General features: G+C 55.0%; 16 protein-coding genes and 1 tRNA gene. 7 read left to right on the top strand and 10 right to left on the bottom strand.

Features of this window, described 5'->3' with window-relative positions:
* Positions 1–127 precede the first annotated feature (127 nt).
* From DFS28_RS14065 to DFS28_RS14050, 4 genes are read right to left on the bottom strand one after another with little or no spacing between them, the layout of a single operon-like run.
* Positions 128–349 carry a formate dehydrogenase subunit delta gene (locus tag DFS28_RS14065; protein WP_046045986.1) on the bottom strand — a complete coding sequence of 74 codons (222 nt, stop codon included), beginning with the start codon at positions 347–349 and terminating at the stop codon, positions 128–130.
* Positions 346–3,234 carry a formate dehydrogenase subunit alpha gene (gene fdhF, locus DFS28_RS14060; protein WP_111450299.1) on the bottom strand — a complete coding sequence of 963 codons (2,889 nt, stop codon included), beginning with the start codon at positions 3,232–3,234 and terminating at the stop codon, positions 346–348. The genes DFS28_RS14065 and fdhF overlap by 4 nt, the downstream gene beginning before the upstream one ends.
* Positions 3,231–4,793 carry an NADH-quinone oxidoreductase subunit NuoF gene (locus DFS28_RS14055; RefSeq protein ID WP_178082214.1) on the bottom strand — a complete coding sequence of 521 codons (1,563 nt, stop codon included), beginning with the start codon at positions 4,791–4,793 and terminating at the stop codon, positions 3,231–3,233. Before DFS28_RS14055 ends, fdhF begins: the two co-directional genes overlap by 4 nt.
* The gene (locus DFS28_RS14050; RefSeq protein ID WP_111450298.1) at positions 4,790–5,266 is read right to left on the bottom strand and encodes a formate dehydrogenase subunit gamma; all 477 of its coding nucleotides are present in this window, start codon (positions 5,264–5,266) and stop codon (positions 4,790–4,792) included. The genes DFS28_RS14055 and DFS28_RS14050 overlap by 4 nt, the downstream gene beginning before the upstream one ends.
* Positions 5,267–5,774: 508 nt before the next feature.
* Between DFS28_RS14050 and DFS28_RS14045 the strand changes: the two genes are divergently transcribed.
* The gene (locus tag DFS28_RS14045) at positions 5,775–6,134 is read left to right on the top strand and encodes a potassium channel family protein (protein ID WP_111450297.1); all 360 of its coding nucleotides are present in this window, start codon (positions 5,775–5,777) and stop codon (positions 6,132–6,134) included.
* Between the two features lie 411 nt (positions 6,135–6,545).
* Here DFS28_RS14045 and DFS28_RS14040 read toward each other — a convergent pair whose 3' ends face one another.
* A complete protein-coding gene (locus DFS28_RS14040) occupies positions 6,546–6,857 on the bottom strand; it encodes a DUF3077 domain-containing protein (protein WP_111450296.1) in 312 nt (103 codons plus the stop codon).
* Positions 6,858–7,572: 715 nt separating this feature from the next.
* Between DFS28_RS14040 and DFS28_RS14030 the strand changes: the two genes are divergently transcribed.
* Positions 7,573–8,709, top strand: coding sequence for an XRE family transcriptional regulator (locus DFS28_RS14030; protein WP_111450295.1), 1,137 nt, complete (start codon positions 7,573–7,575; stop codon positions 8,707–8,709).
* On the top strand, positions 8,706–9,203 hold the full coding sequence (locus DFS28_RS14025; protein ID WP_111450294.1) for a DUF4411 family protein: 498 nt from the start codon (positions 8,706–8,708) through the stop codon (positions 9,201–9,203). Before DFS28_RS14030 ends, DFS28_RS14025 begins: the two co-directional genes overlap by 4 nt.
* Positions 9,204–9,327: 124 nt before the next feature.
* Here DFS28_RS14025 and DFS28_RS14020 read toward each other — a convergent pair whose 3' ends face one another.
* The 5 genes from DFS28_RS14020 to DFS28_RS14000 all read right to left on the bottom strand — a co-directional run bounded on the left by DFS28_RS14020 (position 9,328) and on the right by DFS28_RS14000 (position 13,737).
* A complete protein-coding gene (locus tag DFS28_RS14020; RefSeq protein WP_111450293.1) occupies positions 9,328–11,157 on the bottom strand; it encodes a DUF3732 domain-containing protein in 1,830 nt (609 codons plus the stop codon).
* Positions 11,154–11,609 carry a hypothetical protein gene (locus DFS28_RS14015; RefSeq protein WP_111450292.1) on the bottom strand — a complete coding sequence of 152 codons (456 nt, stop codon included), beginning with the start codon at positions 11,607–11,609 and terminating at the stop codon, positions 11,154–11,156. The genes DFS28_RS14020 and DFS28_RS14015 overlap by 4 nt, the downstream gene beginning before the upstream one ends.
* Complete coding sequence (locus tag DFS28_RS14010) at positions 11,606–12,820, bottom strand: hypothetical protein (RefSeq protein ID WP_111450291.1); 1,215 nt, start codon at positions 12,818–12,820, stop codon at positions 11,606–11,608. Before DFS28_RS14010 ends, DFS28_RS14015 begins: the two co-directional genes overlap by 4 nt.
* A 352-nt stretch (positions 12,821–13,172) precedes the next feature.
* Positions 13,173–13,502 carry a hypothetical protein gene (locus DFS28_RS14005; RefSeq protein ID WP_111450290.1) on the bottom strand — a complete coding sequence of 110 codons (330 nt, stop codon included), beginning with the start codon at positions 13,500–13,502 and terminating at the stop codon, positions 13,173–13,175.
* Positions 13,503–13,652: 150 nt separating this feature from the next.
* Positions 13,653–13,737, bottom strand: a tRNA-Leu gene (locus tag DFS28_RS14000).
* Positions 13,738–13,844: 107 nt separating this feature from the next.
* Here DFS28_RS14000 and queA point away from each other — a divergent pair.
* From queA to secD, 4 genes are all read left to right on the top strand, one after another.
* Positions 13,845–14,894, top strand: coding sequence for a tRNA preQ1(34) S-adenosylmethionine ribosyltransferase-isomerase QueA (gene queA / locus DFS28_RS13995; protein WP_111450289.1), 1,050 nt, complete (start codon positions 13,845–13,847; stop codon positions 14,892–14,894).
* 14 nt (positions 14,895–14,908) lie between these two features.
* Complete coding sequence (gene tgt / locus DFS28_RS13990) at positions 14,909–16,024, top strand: tRNA guanosine(34) transglycosylase Tgt (protein ID WP_161990833.1); 1,116 nt, start codon at positions 14,909–14,911, stop codon at positions 16,022–16,024.
* A gap of 43 nt (positions 16,025–16,067) precedes the next feature.
* Positions 16,068–16,406: a preprotein translocase subunit YajC gene (gene yajC, locus DFS28_RS13985; protein WP_111450288.1), complete on the top strand. Its 339-nt coding sequence runs from the start codon at positions 16,068–16,070 to the stop codon at positions 16,404–16,406.
* Between the two features lie 63 nt (positions 16,407–16,469).
* Positions 16,470–18,338: a protein translocase subunit SecD gene (secD, locus tag DFS28_RS13980; protein WP_111450287.1), complete on the top strand. Its 1,869-nt coding sequence runs from the start codon at positions 16,470–16,472 to the stop codon at positions 18,336–18,338.
* The last annotated feature ends 8 nt before the right edge of the window (positions 18,339–18,346 follow it).

Genomic DNA, 18,346 nt, shown 5'->3' with positions numbered 1-18,346 from the left:
CCCCTGTGGGAGCGAGCCTGCTCGCGAAAGCGGAGTGTCAGGCGCCATATCGGTCGACTGACACTCCCTCATCGCGAGCAGGCTCACTCCCACAGGGTTTTTCGGTCAGGCTCAGGATCGTGTGAACCTAAGCCTCCCAACCCGCCCCACTGACCGCCGCTTGCGCCAGTGGATGCAAGTCTGCCCCCTGATGCTCCGTCTGCCAGGCCAGCAATTCCTTGCGCATGCCGGGCGTCCAGTACATCTGCAGGTGATTTCGCACGCCGAGCACGGCCTGTTGCTGGTCCGGTTCGCTGGCGAAGTACTGGGCGATCTGGTTGACCATTTTGATCAGGTTTTCAGTGCTCATCGGCGTACCTCGGCTTTTGCTCCGGCGGCGCGTGCCTGGCGGCGTTCGTCGAGCAGGCGTTGTTGGTTATCACTGAACTCCTGATAGCGTTTTTGCCACTCGGAAGGGTGGTAGACGCGGCTGACTTCCACGGCGGTGACCTTGTACTCCGGACAGTTGGTGGCCCAGTCAGAGTTGTCGGTGGTGATCACGTTGGCCCCCGATTCAGGGAAGTGGAACGTGGTGTACACCACGCCCGGGGCGACCCGTTCGGTGACCCGCGCACGCAGCACGGTCTGGCCGGCGCGGCTGCCGATGCCGACCCAGTCGCCTTCGTTGATGCCACGGCTCTCGGCGTCGGTCGGGTGGATTTCCAGACGGTCTTCGTCATGCCAGGCGACGTTATCGGTACGCCGTGTCTGGGCGCCGACGTTGTACTGGCTGAGGATGCGTCCGGTGGTCAGCAGCAGCGGATAGCGATTGTTGACCTTCTCCTCGGTGGGCACGTAGCCGGTGAGCATGAAGCGCCCCTTGCCGCGCACGAATTCCTCGATGTGCATGGTCGGCGTGCCGTCCGGTGCCGCGGCGTTGCACGGCCATTGCAGGCTGCCGTGGCGATCCAGTTCGGCGTAGCTGACGTTGGTGAAGGTCGGCGTCAGGCTGGCGATTTCATCCATGATTTCTGACGGGTGCGTGTAGTTCATCGGGTAACCCAGGGCGTTGGCCAGGGCCACGGTGCCTTCCCAGTCGGCCTTGCCGCCCAGAGGGTCCATGACCTTGCGCACCCGGGAAATGCGTCGCTCGGCGTTGGTGAAGGTGCCGTCTTTTTCCAGGAACGAGCTGCCCGGCAGGAACACGTGGGCGAACTTGGCGGTTTCGTTGAGGAAAATGTCCTGCACCACGATGCATTCCATGGCGGACAGGGCTGCGGTGACGTGTTGGGTATTCGGGTCGCTCTGGGCGATGTCTTCACCTTGGCAATACAAGCCCTTGAAGCTGCCGCTCAACGCCGCCTCGAACATGTTGGGAATGCGCAGGCCCGGGTCGGGTTGCAGGGTGACATTCCAGGCTTGTTCGAATTCTGCGCGAACGACCTCGTTGGAGATGTGGCGGTAACCGGGCAGTTCGTGGGGGAAGGAGCCCATGTCGCAGGAGCCCTGAACATTGTTCTGCCCCCGCAGCGGGTTCACGCCCACGCCTTCGCGGCCGATGTTGCCGGTGGCCATGGCCAGGTTGGCGATGCCCATGACCGCGGTGCTGCCCTGGCTGTGCTCGGTGACGCCCAGGCCGTAGTAGATCGCCGCGTTGCCGCCGGTGGCATACAGGCGAGCGGCGGCGCGGATGTCGGCAGGGTCTACGCCGCAGATGGGGCCGAGGGCTTCCGGCGAGTTGTCCGCGCGGCTGACGAATTCGCGCCAGTGGGCGAATTCGTTGTCCTCGCAACGGGCGTCGATAAAGGCTTGGTTCAACAGGCCTTCGGTGACGATGACATGAGCCAGGGCGTTGAGCATGGCGACGTTGGTGCCCGGGCGCAGGGCCAGGTGCAGTTCGGCGCGGGCATGCACCGAGTCCACCAGATCAATGCGGCGTGGGTCGATGACGATCAGCCGCGCACCTTCACGCAAGCGGCGTTTGAGCTGGGAGGCGAACACCGGGTGGGCATCGCTGGGGTTGGCGCCCATCACCAGGATCACGTCGGCTTGCATCACCGAGTCGAAACTCTGGGTGCCGGCGGACTCGCCAAGGGTTTGTTTCAGGCCGTAGCCGGTCGGCGAGTGGCAGACCCGCGCACAGGTGTCGACGTTGTTGTTGCCGAACGCGGCGCGCACCAGTTTCTGCACCAGGTAGGTTTCTTCGTTGGTGCAACGGCTGGAGGTGATACCGCCAACAGAGTCGCGACCATATTTCTGCTGCAGCCGACGGAATTCGCTGGCGGCGTACGTCACCGCTTCATCCCAACTGACTTCCTGCCAAGGGTCGTTGATGTTTTTGCGGATCATCGGTTTGGTGATGCGATCCGGGTGGGTGGCGTAGCCCCAGGCAAAGCGTCCTTTGACGCAGGAATGGCCGTGGTTGGCTTGGCCGTTCTTGTCTGGAACCATGCGCACCAACTGGTCGCCTTTCATCTCGGCGCGGAACGAGCAACCCACGCCGCAATAGGCGCAAGTGGTGATCACGCTGCGTTCTGGCTGGCCCAGTTCGACCACGCTTTTTTCCATCAGCGTCGCGGTGGGGCAGGCTTGCACACAGGCGCCGCAGGACACGCATTCCGAGTCGAGGAAGTTCTCGCCACCGGCGGCCTCGACCCGGGATTCGAAACCGCGCCCGGTAATGGTCAGGGCAAAAGTGCCCTGGGTTTCTTCGCAGGCACGCACGCAACGGTTGCAGACGATGCACTTGCTCGGGTCGTAATCGAAATACGGGTTGGAGGTGTCCTTCACATCGGCCAGATGGTTGTCGCCTTCATAGCCGTAACGCACTTCCCGCAGGCCGACCTGGCCGGCGACGGTTTGCAGCTCGCAATTGCCGTTGGCCGAGCAGGTCAGGCAGTCCAGCGGGTGATCGGAGATGTACAACTCCATGACGTTGCGGCGCAGGGTCGCGAGCTTCGGCGTCTGGGTGTGCACGGTCATGCCTTCAGTGACCGGCGTGGTGCAGGACGCGGGGTAGCCGCGCATGCCGTCGATCTCCACCAGGCACATGCGGCAGGAGCCGAAGGCTTCCAGGCTGTCGGTAGCACACAGTTTCGGAATCGTGGTGCCCAGCAGCGCAGCGGCGCGCATCACCGAGGTGCCTTCGGGCACGCTGATGCTGCGGCCGTCGATGTTCAGGGTAACTTGCACGTCGCTGTCGCGGGCAGGAGTGCCCAGGTCGATATCGGTGTTCGGGTCGAAGAGAGTGATCATTGGTCGGCCTCCGAGGATTGCAGACCGAAGTCGGCGGGGAAGTACTTGAGGGCGCTGGCCACCGGAAACGGGGCCATGCCGCCCAATGCACACAGCGAACCGTATTGCATCGTGTCGCACAGGTCCTTGAGGATGATCACCTGCTCTTCGCGACCGCTCTGGTCTGGCGCGGCGAGCAGGCGGTCGATCACCTCCACGCCCCGGGTCGAGCCGATGCGGCACGGCGTGCATTTGCCGCAGGATTCCTCGGCGCAAAACTGCATGGCGAAACGCGCCATTTGGGCCATGTCCACCGTGTCATCCGCCACCACCACACCACCGTGGCCGAGCATCGCGCCAATGGCGGCGAACGCTTCGTAATCCAGCGGCGTATCGAATTGCGACGGCGGCACCCACGTGCCGAGCGGGCCGCCTACCTGCGCGGCTTTCAGCGGCCGGCCACTGGCGGTGCCACCACCGTAGTCTTCCACCAGTTCGCGCAGCGTCAGGCCAAAGGCCCGTTCCACCAAACCACCTTGACGAATATTGCCCGCCAGCTGGAAAGGCATGGTGCCCAGGGAGCGGCCCATGCCGTAATCGCGATAGAACTGCGCACCCTTGGCCAGAATCAGCGGCACCGAGGCGAGGGTCAGCACGTTGTGCACCAGCGTCGGCAGGCCGAACAGCCCTTGCAACGCAGGGATCGGTGGCTTGGCACGGACAATCCCGCGCTTGCCTTCGAGCGAGTCCAGCAGCGCGGTTTCCTCACCGCAGATGTACGCACCGGCACCGACGCGCACTTCCATATCGAAGGCCAGGCCGCTGCCGCCGACATTGGCGCCCAGGTAACCGGCGGACCGGGCGATGTCCAACGCTTCGCGCAATGTGGCCACGGATTGTGGGTATTCCGAGCGCACATAGATGTAGCCGTAACTGGCGCCAACGGTGATGCCGGCAATGGCCATGCCTTCGATCAGCAGGAAGGGGTCGCCTTCCATCAACATGCGATCGGCGAAGGTGCCGGAGTCGCCTTCATCGGCGTTGCACACAATGTACTTCTGCGCAGCCTGGGTGGCGCGCACCGTGCGCCATTTGATCCCGGCCGGGAACGCCGCGCCGCCACGGCCACGCAGGCCTGAATCGAACACTTCCGTCGCGGTCTGCTCGCCGCCCACTGCGACGGCGCGGGTCAAGCCCTCGAAGCCACCGTGGGCCCGGTAATCATCCAGGGACAACGGCCGGGTAATGCCGGCGCGGGCGAACAGCAGGCGTTGTTGAGTCTTCAGATAAGGCAGTTCTTCCACCAGGCCCAAAGCCAGTGGATGCGCGGATGGCTCGCCTTTCAGGGCTTCGAGCACGGACGGCACATCGGCGGCGGTCAGCGGGCCGAAGCCGATCCGGCCTTGCGGGCTGTCCACTTCCAGCAGCGGTTCCAGCCAATACAGGCCGCGCGAGCTGGTGCGCTGCAAGTCCAGCGGCAGGTTGTGTTCCTGGGCCTTCGCGGCAAGGGCGACCGCCACTTCGTCGGCACCCACGGCGCGGGCCAGAGAATCACAGGGCAGATAGAGGCGCGGCATCATGCTTCCTCCCGGCAAGCGTCGAGCAAGGCATCCAGACGCTCAGCGCTGAGCCGCGCATGCACTTGGCCATCCAGTTCCAGAGCGGGCGAGCAGGCGCAAGCACCGAGGCAATACACCGGACGCAAACTGATGCTGCCGTCGGCGCTACTGCCGTGATCGTCCAGTTGCAGACGTTCGCGCAACTGCGCGGCAAGCTGCTCGGCGCCGCGACTCTTGCACGACTCGGCGCGGCACAGCCGCAGGATATGCCGGGCTGGCGGCGCGGTACGGAAATCATGGTAAAAGCTGATCACCCCGCGAACCTCGGCCTGACTCAGGTTCAGCGCGTGGGCAATCTCGGGGACGGCCGCATCGGGGATGTAACCGATGCCCTCCTGAATCTCATGAAGAATCGGCAACAGTGCGCCCGCAGAGCCCTTGTGGCGCTCCAGCACGCTGTTGACCATCGGCAATTGCAACATCTCATCAGGCATTCAGCATTCCTCACGGTCACGGACAAACCAGAGGGTTGTCGGTCGTCCGAAAGTGTCGGCTGCGGCACTCACACCACGTCACGGAATCGTGGCAATTTCAGGCCGTCGGCCAGGGCACCCTGAGCGGGTATCTTGTAGTGCCCGGCACGGTCTTCGCCGCACCTTTTATAGGGCATTGAGGCAGCTTGCCACGCTGCTTTTGATTCGACTGCACCAAAGCGACGTGTTCAGTTCTGCCTACGACTATCCATTAAGTCTAGATGAGTGTGCGGCCAGAGGCGGCGTCCCGGAATGGTCGGGGACTATGGGCAGCGCTATCGCGAATCATGCTTGAACCACCCCCAGCCCGCTGCTGATGCACCGCGCCGTTTGGATGACGTGGAAATCAAAGAGGTGATCAAGTCGGGAGGGGGAGTGGATCAGTTGGCCACCCGTTTCCAGCGCTTGTGCCAAGCTGATGGAGTGTTAACACCCCTGCCGCTCAGGCAACCCTCAGGAAGCCCATGACATGAAGCCCACTCATGCATCGCACGTCCGTCGAGAATTCTTCAAAGCCATCGGGTTCTACCTGCGCGTTGTCTGGCCGATCTTTTCCGTACTGATTCTTCTGATCGTGCTGTTCGGCCTCATCATCAGCTACCTGGAAGGCTGGGACCTTTTTGACGGCATCTATTTCGGCTTCGTGACCGGTTTGACCATCGGCTATGGAGAGCTCGTGCCGAAACTTGGCATCTCGCGGATTCTGGCGATTTTGCTGGGGTTCAACGGGGTGCTGATGACGGCGATATTTGCGGCGATCAGCGTTCGGGCGATTGAGGTTGCAGTGCGGGCGACGGGGCGGGAAGAGTCGGGTAAGCCGACGGCGTGAAGTTATGCTTGGTTGCGAACGGAAGCTCAATCCCTTGTAGGAGCGAACTCGCCCGAGCCGAAAAACAAAAAAACCGAAAAAACTCGGGCCAAACCCCAATCACCCCACACAACCCCTGTGGGAGCGGGCTTGCTCGCGAAAGCGCCAGCCCAGCCAACATCACTACTAAAGCTCTACCTCTCAGCCTTCGCCGCCGTCCGCTTGGGTGGGTCTTCTTGTTTGTGGAATAGGGAAGTTGCCTAAGCCAACTTTTCCAAAGACGCTCCAACCACCCCCTGTAGGAGCGAGATTGCTCGCGAAAAACGCAAGCCAACCAACATCCCGCCGAATACACGCCAACCTCACAAGCAAGCCCGCCCCTACAACGGCCAAACGTAGCTTCGAACGCCAGACAGAGTCCGGTTTTACCCGCTACCCCTCAGCCATCCCCTCCGCCCGCTTAGACGCCAGCTCATTATCCCGATCCCGATTCAGCACCTTCACCGCATCATCCACCACCGCCTTACTCATCGCCGTCAAATAATGCGCGGCCCAGGCGTGGCGGTCGGTGTCTCTGTCATAGGCCGCTTCTTTGGTCAGCGCCTTGGCGAGGAAGAGGAAATCAGAAGCCATGGCCAACGCATCGCCGAGGGGGACGTTGCAGGTGACATGGAACAGCGCTTGATCCCCGCAGTAGATCGCGGGTGTAAGACCGATGGTTTTGAGTTCGGGTTGTTCGGTCATTGGCCACCTCCTATGAGGGAGAGGCGGTCGGGGAGGGTGTTACGCGATTGGGAATTGCGTAGAGGGGAAAGCCAAATTTTGTACGGATTGATGCTGCGCATTATCAGACTCCTTGATATATGGAGCTGCCACATTCGTTTCCACACGAATGGGTGACAGCTGTGCGCAGGGTGGAAAACCGGGAATCAAGGAAACCGGCACGCCCGAAGACGTCCCACGCACAGCCGCCATAACTCACGCCGCAGGCATAAAAAAAGCGCCGGCAGACGTGATGGGGGCGCTGTTGCGCCTTGAATTACACGGGTTTCCACACCCGGTCGCTGAATTGGCAGCGACGGTGGGAGGTTATCGTGCAGGCCTCGTTCCTGCAACCCTCGAAATAACTGGGTAATTATCTGGTGGATCACCTAACAGGCCCGGGTAATAAGGGCATGGCGGCCGGCCGCACTTGTGTCCAGAAACGCATTGAAACAGGTCGATACCATCTGTCTACGGGTTACATATTTGCGCTTCGGGTCGTTGCGAATTTACCTCATAATCCCGCGCTCTTACGTCGGTAGCTCCGCTTCTCGACTAATCTGTAGTCGCTGCAACCCGACCTTAAACAGCCAAGGAGAAAGGCAATGCCAGATAACCGGAATCAGCGTCAGTCGAATGCATCTGCGAAGCATGTCCTCGAACGTTTGCCGGCCCCATCTGATATGCCTGCGACCCTATGAGCCAAGCCGCCTTAGTCAATCCAAGCCTGCTCACCTGGTCTCGTGAGCGCGCAGGTCTTTCCACTGCGCAGGTTGCTAAAAAACTACCAGTGAAACCTGATCGAGTAGAGGAATGGGAGGCAGGCGAGACCAAGCCAACATTCCTTCAGGCTCAAAAGTGGGCGAGTCTCGCCCACGTCCCTTTCGGTTTCCTGTTTCTTCAGCAGCCGCCCGTCGAACAACTGCCTTTACCTGATCTGCGGACTGTCGGTGGGATTGCGCCTCAACGTCCCAGTCTGGAACTGTTGGACACCGTCAGGGATTCCATACGTAAGCAGGACTGGTACCTGGAGTATCTGCAACACCAGGAGCATCAGCCGTTGGCATTTGTCGGTCGCTTCAATAGCCGATCTCAAGTCGCCGAGGTAGTGGACGACATCCGCCGGACCCTCGGCGTGAACCCTGACACCGCTCGATTGGATTACGACAAATACAGCCGTGCCTTGATCGAGGCAGCAGAAGCGGCTGGGATTTTGGTTATGCGCAGTGGGATTGCGCTAGGAAATACTCATCGCAAACTTGAAGTCAGTGAGTTTCGGGGGTTTGCCATCAGTAATGCCTACGCCCCCGTTGTATTCATCAACAGTTCCGACGCACCCACCGCCCGGCTATTCACCTTACTCCACGAACTGGCCCATATCTGGATTGGCAGCAGTGGAGTGTCTGACGGAAACACCGCCAATGGTCGAGACGAGGAACGATTCTGCAATGCAGTTGCAGGTGAATTTCTGGCTCCCGAAGTCCAGTTCCGCTCCCTCTGGAATGCAGATGTTAACTGGGAAGAAAACCTGGCTCCGCTGGCAACTCGGTTTCACATCAGCAAATTGGCGATAGGTCGTCGCGCATTGGATCTTGGATATATAAGCCAAGCTCATTACAGCGCTTACTACCGAATGATCCTGAAGGCTTTCCAGAATGACAAAGGTGGAGCGGGTGACTATTACCGTAACGCCACCGCGAAAAACAGCCCTCGCCTAAGCAAGGCTGTGCTGATTGAAGCAATGAGTGGCCGGATGCTGCTACGCGACGCGGGAAGTTTGCTCGGCGTGCAACCTGCTAAATTAAGGACTCTCGCCAACAAGATTACGGAATGAATCATTTACTCGACGCTAACACGCTGATCGAAGCAAAGAACCGTTACTACGGAATGGCTATCTGTCCTGGATTTTGGCAATGGTTACTACTTAAGAATAAAACATTGGCTTTAGCCAGCATTGCACCTGTACTGGATGAACTAACAAAAGGGCATGACGATCTGGCGGGCTGGGCGAAGGACAATTCTGATTTCTTTCACTCCACCACTGATCAGGGTACTCAGCTGGCATTCACACAGGTTGCGGGACTTGTGGCAGATCAAGCGCATAAGATGAAAGTAGGCGCAATGGACGAGTTTTTAGCGGGTGCTGACCCGTGGTTAATTGCGAAAGCAATGACTACAGGGGCTACAGTCGTTACTCATGAAGTACTGAATCTCCATGCTAAACGGAAATTTATTATTCCCAATATTTGTCAGGAGCTTAATGTTCCTTTTTTGAATACGTTTGAGTTGTTGCATAGGCTTGAAGCAAGGTTTGTGTTGTCTGCTTGAAACAAGATGCTTTGCTCAAGTCATTTTCGGCATGCGAAAAAAGGCCCTGTCAAACAAGGCCTTGTCAAACCGTCAAAAAGCAGTAAACCCCTGTTTTTAATGGTTGATATCTCGTATCCATAGACTATTCGAGAATTAGTCCGTAATCTTCGCGAAGTTCTTTGTCAACCAAGTGGAAGCGTTCAAGTCCAAGGTTTTTCCAATGCGATTCCTCTACATGTTCAAGCAATATGATTTGAAATCCACCGAGGTCGTCCATTTTGTGTACAAATGAATTAAGTTCTATGAATACGGCATCCAGGCTCTTTATATCGTCTGTAGGAGTGCCAGATGTCGTAAAATATGGTGTGCTGGGTTGATCAAAAACAATAAAAGATGGCATCCATGAAGTATTGCGCTCTTTTGCTACTTCATGTAACGATAGAAAGTATGCTAAGTGCAAATAAAGGTAATTTGATGCACTACCAATGTCAGGCATATGCTCAAATGCGTCCTTCTCAGAGGAATAAAGATTAATAATCCTGTCAGATTCTGAAAATAGTGCCTCAAATCCTTCGTAGCCTTTTAATTTAAGATTTTTTAGACGCTCATTTATTAATGAGTCCAGCTTTCTTTTTGCAATTTCAGTGCGGGACCTATCATCCTCAAGTTCCGTCCGAAGTTGCTTGATTCTATCATCAAGATCCTCGTCGTCTTGATCGGGGGAAGTAGAAGAGTCTGATGCGTAAAGATCAATTTTTGTTTCGAGTCTGCCTAGGTATTTGAAGTAATCCTTAGGATTGGCTCTTATGCTGCCACTAATCTTTAATTCTTGAATTTGGGATTCTAATTTGCTAATTCGTTTTTTGTTTTCGGCAATGATTTCTTTCACTTCGCCCACGAACGGTGCGGCATTTTTTGACTTTATTTTTTCGCGTAGCTTGAAAAGCTCGTTTTGAAGGTGGCTAACTAAAGCGCTTGAAAAGTCCGTGCGGAAAATATTTTCTTCGTTTGCATTTATTACGTCTATTGCGCGGAGAGCATCCGCTGTTAACTTTGCTTCGTTGGTGTAGTCACTCTTGGAATCTAAGAAGTCGGTATATTTTTTGTTTTTTGACTTTAATGAGAAAATTTCCTTTGATATGTTATCGATCTCGCTGGATTGAATTTGTGGAAGGTCAGAAGAAATGACTACGTCACGAAGCGTAGTTAATAGGGAGGTTGAGTCAATCGGAATCTCTCTTAAAGCGCCAACATTTACTGCCTCTTGCGCTAGATCTGATAACTCCTGGTGGAAGGTTAGCCGCTTTTTTTCTAGGTTTTCTCGTCTCTTTTCTAATGTTAACTTTCGCTGTTCTAGATCTGAGAGCCTGGATTTAATCAGTGATGTTGAAGCGTTTTCGACTCCGAGGGCCATTTTAAACGTGCGCTGAACGCGCTCTTGGAACTTCTTGTCGCTCGGACGAATATATAGATAGTCAGGGGAGGCTATTGTAGTTTGATCTTGGTAGCAGTGACTTAAGAAGTTCCTGAATGAGACTCTTGTCCCCGCTCGGACAAATTTTCCGCCGTAGGGTACTTTAAGTTCGGTGTCAATGCCAAATGCAGCGTTAATGATTGTTTTTAGATTGTCTATCTTTATATTGTTAGAGGGGTGGTCAGGGATTTCTCCATTATCACTGTAGAAAAAAGCATTCTCTAATCCACTGCTTAGAGAGGGCCTAGCAATTGTGACGATGCTTTCATTTATTTTGAGTCGAATTCCGTACCAATTGACCTTTGAATCGATATTTGCTTTAGATATCCCTTTGGCCTCACTTGATAACAAGCAATAGTCAATAATATATAGAACAGATGACTTTCCCTTTCCTGAATCGCCTGTAATCACATTGACATGGTTTTCCTTGAACTCTAAATTTCGAAGGTGTCCATTTTTTTGCCATAGAAAAATATTGAGTATCTGAATAGAGTTCATACATCTATCCTAAAATTTAAATGAAGCTCCGTTGGATTTTCTTGCAGGATTTTTGCAACGTTAGGTGCTGCGCTGGAAATTTCGGCTGCAATCTTTCCGTATTCCTTCATCGTTATATATGGGAAGGGGGGAGATTCTAGCGTGACTCGGCTGTCGTTAACGCTGACCATGCTAATATCTTGCGCTAAAATTAAGGTATTTAACGAAGCTATTGCAGTGTCAAGATAGATGTTGCGCAGGCCTAGGAATATCTCTGGATAGGAGACGATCAAATCTTTAGAGCTTAAAAAAGTTATCCGCCTGTCTTTAAGTAACCCCCGGATTTTTTTATTGAAAAGTAAAGGTAGCACAAAAAGAATGTTTGTTGTTTCTACCTCGTACATCGGTAGGTTTTTAAGGGTTTCTTGTAGGGCAATAATTCCAAGAATTTCGTTCTGTATGAGAGATTTCATTTTTTATATCTCTCCTCCCAATCGCTAAGCCAGCCTATATCGGGCTTGTTTGACAGTTTTATGAGCTTTCCGCTGCCCATCTCGGAAGGTAGTTTTCGATCGCCAGAAAAATAATCTTTTCTTCTTGAATTATTTAGACATTTTTTTGCTGCATTAACATGATTTTCATTTGTGTGGTGTTCGATATCATGGGCTTCGGTATGAAAATCTTTCCAAGTTAGTTTTATTTTAGTCTCTAATCGGCTATCTTCTTTGTCGCTGAAATAACCGCCTAGTTTCAGCTCGGCAATAACCTCTTCAGTTAATACCATCTCAATTCCGTGGTCGATTATCTCGGACTTCGACATCCCAAGGTCTTTAAGTTGTAGGCTAAAGATGCTTTCGTTAAATGAAAGGCTGCTGTGATCTATCTCATTGAAGCGGTCGTAGTAAATTTCGAAATCTGTAGTAAGAGAAATTGCTAATTGAATGATTCGGTCGAATCCTATTTCTTTTCTTAGGCAGTTGTAGCTGATAAGTGTTTTGCTGTCACGTTGCACTCTCTCATGTGCATAAATTGATATAGCGCCAACAAGTTCATTTCTGGTTGATTTGATTTTTTGTTCAGGAATTGCAAATGTTGCTAGTTTGTTGTCGATCTTTTTTATTATTTCCTCATCGTTGGTGTGTATTTGGAATCGATCTAGTAGGAAATATATGTCTGTGTCATTAGCTGTCGCGATGGCCCTGATGTATTTAAGTATTGGGTTCGCATTTGGCGGCTCTTTGCCTTCAATTTTAGCGCTTGATTTTTTTTCAAGTTCTTTCTGTTCTAGTTCGTTTAGGATGGTTTGAGCTTGGTGGTAAATATCTTTTTTATTTTTGCTTGGGTTCAGAAATAACTGAATTAGTTTTTGATTGCCGATTTTTTTGTTTGTGTAAAGTATTAATGATAGTTCTTTCTCTTGGGGGATTTCGTCTTTCGACATGTGCCAGTTGTAGAGGGTTTTCCAAAGGTCGATGTCGCGATCTGTGAGATTGCCAGCCCCAAGGCTGTGTTTTACTTGGATTAAACTAAGCCCGTCATGCGTACATTTGTGAATGTCATCATAAATTTCCAGGCCCATCTCTTGGTTTGGTTCAAGGTAAAGTAAACCGTAAACATAGACAAAGTCTTGGTATTTAAAGCCTGCTGAACTTTTGTCTGCCGCTGTATTCTCAATATGGCTCATAGATAAACCTATTAAAACGGGACGCTACAGGCGTTATTGTTTTTTAAAAATACGTTGAACCTGTCATTGGGGGTAGAAGCTAGGTGGGGGCGGAGAAAGGTTGGTCATAATACTTTTTCCCTAAATTTGGAAGTCCTTTAGCTCTCCTGCACTCCGAGGAGAGCTAGACCTCAGTTTACATAGCCTTCAATGTGGATGCCATTACTATGATGTCATTCAGGGGAGGGGAACGATTCAAAACGCATTTCGATCAAGCAGAGTGGAGGTGGGATTGGGGGAGATTTATTAGTGGATAAGGTATGGAAACCAGTTTCGGCTTATGTGGTATTCCCATTTTTTACCTGCCCTTCAATCATTGAATGTCTTTCAAATAATCCTTCAGCACGATAAGCGGGCCATCAAGCTCCGCCATCGTCTGAGTGCCGGCAAATTCAGCGACCAACCTCTGCAATTCCCGACCCAACGGCTTATTCACACCCCCGATTGACTCCAGCGCCAACGCCACACACTCATCCACCTTTTGTTGGATGGCATCGACATCCCCCCGTCGCACTAGCAACTCAAACACATCTCGCTGGTAATCGGCCATGACCAAATCATCCCGTAAAATCGGACATTGACCTTCCGATTCATAAGCCAGTTTGAGGGAAAAGAGGGCGACGGTTTCCAGCAGCAATTCCATAGAGGGAATCCTTATGAAATGTCCCACCGGCGGGGGAGACGTTAAAGCGCAAGATCAAAAGATCGCAGCCTTCGGCAGCTCCTACACGGGCAGGGCGGCTTTTCTACAGACGAAAAAAAAGGCCTTGCAAAGCAAGACCTTTCTTAATTTTGGTGCCCCGAGGGAGACTCGAACTCCCACTTCTTGCGAAAACGGATTTTGAATCCGCCGCGTCTACCAATTCCGCCATCAGGGCTCAATGGCGGCGAAGTATAGAGATGAGATAACCGTCGGTCAATCAGGTACATGGAGAATTTTTGATATTTCCGCTAGACTTCCCGGCCCTGCTAGACGAACCCCATCATGCGCGTTGCTGACTTTACCTTCGAGCTCCCTGATTCGCTGATTGCCCGCCATCCTTTGGCCGAGCGTCGCAACAGTCGCCTGTTGACCCTTGATGGGGTCAGCGGCGCCCTGGCACACCGTCAATTCACTGATTTGCTTGAGCATTTGCGCCCGGGCGATTTGATGGTGTTCAACAATACCCGGGTGATTCCGGCGCGGCTGTTTGGCCAGAAGGCTTCCGGCGGCAAGCTGGAAATCCTGGTGGAGCGGGTGCTGGACAGTCATCGCGTGCTGGCCCATGTGCGCTCCAGCAAGTCGCCGAAGCCGGGGTCGAAGATCCTGATCGACGGCGGTGGCGAAGCCGAGATGCTGGCGCGCCATGACGCGTTGTTTGAGTTGGGGTTCGCCGAAGAGGTGTTGCCGCTGCTCGACCGCGTCGGGCACATGCCGTTGCCTCCTTATATAGACCGCCCGGATGAAGGCTCGGACCGCGAGCGTTATCAGACGGTCTACGCCGAGCGTTTGGGCGCGGTGGCGGCGCCGACGGCGGGGCTGCATTTCGATCAGCCGCTGATGGAGGCGATTGCCGCCAAGGGCGTCGAGACGGCGTTCGTGACCTTGCACGTCGGCGCTGGCACGTTCCAGCCGGTGCGCGTCGAGAAGATTGAAGATCACCACATGCACAGCGAATGGCTGGAAGTCGGCCAGGATGTGGTCGATGCCGTCGAAGCCTGTCGCGCTCGCGGTGGTCGCGTGGTGGCCGTGGGGACCACCAGCGTGCGTTCCCTGGAAAGTGCCGCGCGCGATGGAGTGCTCAAGCCGTTCAGTGGCGAAACCGACATCTTTATCTACCCGGGCCGGCCGTTTCATGTGGTCGATGCCTTGGTCACCAATTTCCATTTGCCCGAATCCACGCTGTTGATGCTGGTTTCGGCGTTTGCCGGTTATCCCGAAGCCATGGCCGCTTATAAAGCCGCCGTGGAGCATGAATACCGCTTTTTCAGCTACGGTGATGCGATGTTTATCACCCGTAACCCAGCACCACGTGGCCCTGAGGAAACAGAATGAGTCGCCAAAGTCGTATGTCGTTTGAGTTACTTGCTACCGACGGCAAGGCTCGTCGCGGTCGTTTGACCTTTCCACGCGGTACCGTAGAAACCCCGGCCTTCATGCCGGTGGGCACCTACGGCACGGTCAAGGGCATGTTGCCGCGGGATATCACCGCCACAGGCGCGGAAATCATTCTGGGCAACACCTTCCACTTGTGGCTGCGTCCTGGCACCGAAGTGATCAAGAAGCACGGCGACCTGCACGATTTCATGCAGTGGAAAGGCCCGATTCTGACTGACTCCGGCGGTTTCCAGGTGTTCAGCCTGGGCGCCATGCGCAAGATCAAGGAGGAGGGCGTAACCTTCGCTTCTCCTGTCGACGGCGCCAAAGTGTTCATGGGCCCGGAAGAGTCGATGCAGGTCCAGCGCGATCTGGGCTCGGACATCGTGATGATCTTTGACGAATGCACCCCGTACCCGGCCGACGAAGACGTCGCGCGGGTGTCGATGGAGCTGTCGTTGCGTTGGGCCAAGCGTTCGAAAGAAGCCCATGGCGACAACACGGCGGCACTGTTCGGCATCGTTCAGGGCGGGATGCACCAGGATTTGCGCATGCGCTCCCTGGAAGGCCTCGACAATATCGGCTTCGATGGCCTGGCCATTGGCGGTCTGTCGGTGGGCGAGCCGAAACACGAGATGATCAAGGTGCTGGATTACCTGCCGGGTCAGATGCCGGCTGACAAACCTCGTTACCTTATGGGCGTTGGCAAACCGGAAGATCTGGTTGAGGGTGTGCGCCGCGGTGTGGACATGTTCGATTGCGTGATGCCAACCCGTAATGCCCGCAATGGGCATCTGTTCATTGATACAGGCGTGCTGAAGATCCGTAACGCGTTCCATCGCCATGATGATTCGCCGCTGGATCCGACCTGCGATTGCTACACCTGCCAGAACTTCTCCCGTGCTTATCTGCACCATCTGGACAAGTGCGGCGAAATGCTGGGTAGCATGTTGAATACCATCCACAATTTGCGCCATTACCAGGTGCTTATGGCTGGTTTGCGCGAGGCTATTCAACAGGGTACATTGGCCGCCTTTGTCGATGCCTTCTACGCCAAACGCGGGTTACCTGTTCCGCCTTTGGACTGAGTTTTCTGACCCCAAGATTCAACATTTGCAACTGGAGTGCTAAATGAGCTTTTTTATCTCTAATGCCATGGCTGACGCTGCTGCACCGGCAGCTGCCGGCCCTATGGGTGGCGGTTTTGAGTGGATTTTCCTGGTCGGTTTCCTGGTCATCTTCTACCTGATGATCTGGCGTCCACAGGCCAAGCGCGCCAAAGAGCAGAAGAACCTGCTGAGCAGCCTGCAGAAAGGCGACGAAGTTGTGACCACCGGTGGTATCGCCGGCAAGATCACTAAAGTGGCCGACGACTTCGTTGTTCTGGAAGTTTCCGACACCATCGAAATGAAGTTCCAGAAAGGCGCCATCGCCGCCACGTTGCCAAAAGGCACGCTAAAAGCGATCTAAGTTTCAACTTCTACTCAATCGACGGGGCGCGCAAGGCGCCCCGCGTCATAAGCGGGCGGCGTGATGCTGAACAAATACCCTCTGTGGAAATACATTCTGATCCTGGCGGTGCTGGCGGTCGGTCTGATTTATTCCGCTCCCAATCTATATCCTGATGACCCGGCCATTCAGGTCAGCGGTGCAAGCACTGCGCTGTTGGTCAATCAGGCTGATCTGGATCGTGTGAGCACAGCGCTCAAGGAATCCGGGATCAACGTCAAGGCTGCCACCCTGGCAGCAAACGGCAAGGGCGGTCTGATTCGTCTGACCAAGGCTGAAGATCAGCTACCTGCCAAGGACGTCGTGCGCAAGGCATTGGGTGATGACTACGTCGTTGCACTGAACCTGGCACAAACCACCCCGCAATGGCTGCGCAGCCTGGCCGCGCACCCGATGAAGCTGGGTCTGGACTTGTCCGGTGGTGTGCACTTCCTGCTGGAAGTGGACATGGACAAAGCCCTCGACGCTCGCCTGAAAGTGTACGAAGGCGATGTGAAGAGCCTGTTGCGTAAAGAGAAACTGCGCTATCGCAGCTTGCCGCAACTCAACGGTGCCATTCAGCTGGGCTTCACTGATGAAGCAGCCCGCGAACAAGCCCGTGCGCTGATCCGCAAGAGCTTCAACGATTTCGACATTGTTCCGGCCGACCTCAATGGCCAACCGGTACTGCGTCTGGCGATGACCCCGGCCAAGCTGGCGGAAATCCGTGAATACTCCATCAAGCAGAACTTGACCACGGTACGTAACCGCGTCAATGAGCTGGGTGTTGCCGAGCCAATCGTTCAGCGTCAGGGCGCCAACCGCATCGTGGTTGAGCTGCCGGGCGTGCAGGACACCGCCGAAGCCAAGCGTATCCTCGGCAAGACGGCCAACCTTGAGTTCCGTCTGGCCGCTGAGCCAGGTGCTTCGAAAGCCACTTCCGAAACGTTCGAGTTCCGTGAAGGCAAGCGTCCGCCAGCACAGATCGAGCGTGGCTTGATCATCACTGGCGACCAGGTGACTGACGCCAAGGCTGGCTTCGGCGAGCACGGCACGCCAGAAGTGAACATCCGTCTGGATGGTCACGGCGGCGAGCTGATGAGTCGTGCGACTCGCAGCAACGTCGGTCGCAGCATGGCAGTGATCTTTATCGAGCAGCGTCCGGTTACCACTTACGTCAAGCAAGTAGTCAACGGCGTCGAGAAAGACGTGCCGGTCCAGACGTTCAAGGAAGAGAAAAAAATCATCAGCCTGGCGACCATCCAGTCGCCGCTGGGTGCTCAGTTCCGCATCACTGGCCTGAACGGTCAGGGCGAGTCGTCCGAACTGGCGCTGCTGCTGCGTGCCGGTGGTCTGGCTGCCCCGATGTACTTCGCTGAAGAGCGCACCATTGGCCCGAGCCTGGGTGCCGACAACATCGTCAAAGGTATCGATGCATCGCTGTGGGGCATGCTGTTTGTCTCGCTGTTTATCATGGCCATCTACCGCTTCTTCGGCATCATCGCCACCGTCGCTCTGGCAGTGAACATGGTGCTGCTGCTGGCCTTGATGTCGCTGCTGGGTGCAACGCTGACCCTGCCGGGTATCGCCGGTATCGTGTTGACCATGGGTATGGCGGTCGACGCCAACGTTCTGATCTTCTCGCGGATACGTGAAGAGATCGCGGCGGGCATGACCGTACAACGGGCAATCAACGAAGGCTTCGGCCGGGCATTCACCGCGATTCTCGACGCCAACCTGACAACCTTGTTGGTCGGCGGGATTCTCTTTGCGATGGGCACCGGCCCGGTCAAAGGCTTCGCAGTGACCATGTCCCTCGGGATCTTTACCTCGATGTTCACGGCCATCATGGTGACCCGCGCGATGGTCAACCTGATCTTCGGCGGTCGTGACTTCAAGAAGTTGTGGATTTAAGGGGCTGC

Origin of the sequence: Pseudomonas sp. 478 (assembly GCF_003254125.1) — a bacterium.
Taxonomy (GTDB): domain Bacteria; phylum Pseudomonadota; class Gammaproteobacteria; order Pseudomonadales; family Pseudomonadaceae; genus Aquipseudomonas.
The sequence above is the reverse complement of the archived record's forward strand: the minus strand, read 5'-3'. Positions and strand labels throughout refer to the sequence as shown.

Coding starts and splice junctions, on each gene's coding strand:
- DFS28_RS14065 (WP_046045986.1), bottom strand. CDS start 349: ATGAGCACTGAAAACCTGATCAAAATGGTCAACCAGATCGCCCAGTAC.
- fdhF (WP_111450299.1), bottom strand. CDS start 3,234: ATGATCACTCTCTTCGACCCGAACACCGATATCGACCTGGGCACTCCT.
- DFS28_RS14055 (WP_178082214.1), bottom strand. CDS start 4,793: ATGATGCCGCGCCTCTATCTGCCCTGTGATTCTCTGGCCCGCGCCGTG.
- DFS28_RS14050 (WP_111450298.1), bottom strand. CDS start 5,266: ATGCCTGATGAGATGTTGCAATTGCCGATGGTCAACAGCGTGCTGGAG.
- DFS28_RS14045 (WP_111450297.1), top strand. CDS start 5,775: ATGAAGCCCACTCATGCATCGCACGTCCGTCGAGAATTCTTCAAAGCC.
- DFS28_RS14040 (WP_111450296.1), bottom strand. CDS start 6,857: ATGACCGAACAACCCGAACTCAAAACCATCGGTCTTACACCCGCGATC.
- DFS28_RS14030 (WP_111450295.1), top strand. CDS start 7,573: ATGAGCCAAGCCGCCTTAGTCAATCCAAGCCTGCTCACCTGGTCTCGT.
- DFS28_RS14025 (WP_111450294.1), top strand. CDS start 8,706: ATGAATCATTTACTCGACGCTAACACGCTGATCGAAGCAAAGAACCGT.
- DFS28_RS14020 (WP_111450293.1), bottom strand. CDS start 11,157: ATGAACTCTATTCAGATACTCAATATTTTTCTATGGCAAAAAAATGGA.
- DFS28_RS14015 (WP_111450292.1), bottom strand. CDS start 11,609: ATGAAATCTCTCATACAGAACGAAATTCTTGGAATTATTGCCCTACAA.
- DFS28_RS14010 (WP_111450291.1), bottom strand. CDS start 12,820: ATGAGCCATATTGAGAATACAGCGGCAGACAAAAGTTCAGCAGGCTTT.
- DFS28_RS14005 (WP_111450290.1), bottom strand. CDS start 13,502: ATGGAATTGCTGCTGGAAACCGTCGCCCTCTTTTCCCTCAAACTGGCT.
- queA (WP_111450289.1), top strand. CDS start 13,845: ATGCGCGTTGCTGACTTTACCTTCGAGCTCCCTGATTCGCTGATTGCC.
- tgt (WP_161990833.1), top strand. CDS start 14,909: ATGTCGTTTGAGTTACTTGCTACCGACGGCAAGGCTCGTCGCGGTCGT.
- yajC (WP_111450288.1), top strand. CDS start 16,068: ATGAGCTTTTTTATCTCTAATGCCATGGCTGACGCTGCTGCACCGGCA.
- secD (WP_111450287.1), top strand. CDS start 16,470: ATGCTGAACAAATACCCTCTGTGGAAATACATTCTGATCCTGGCGGTG.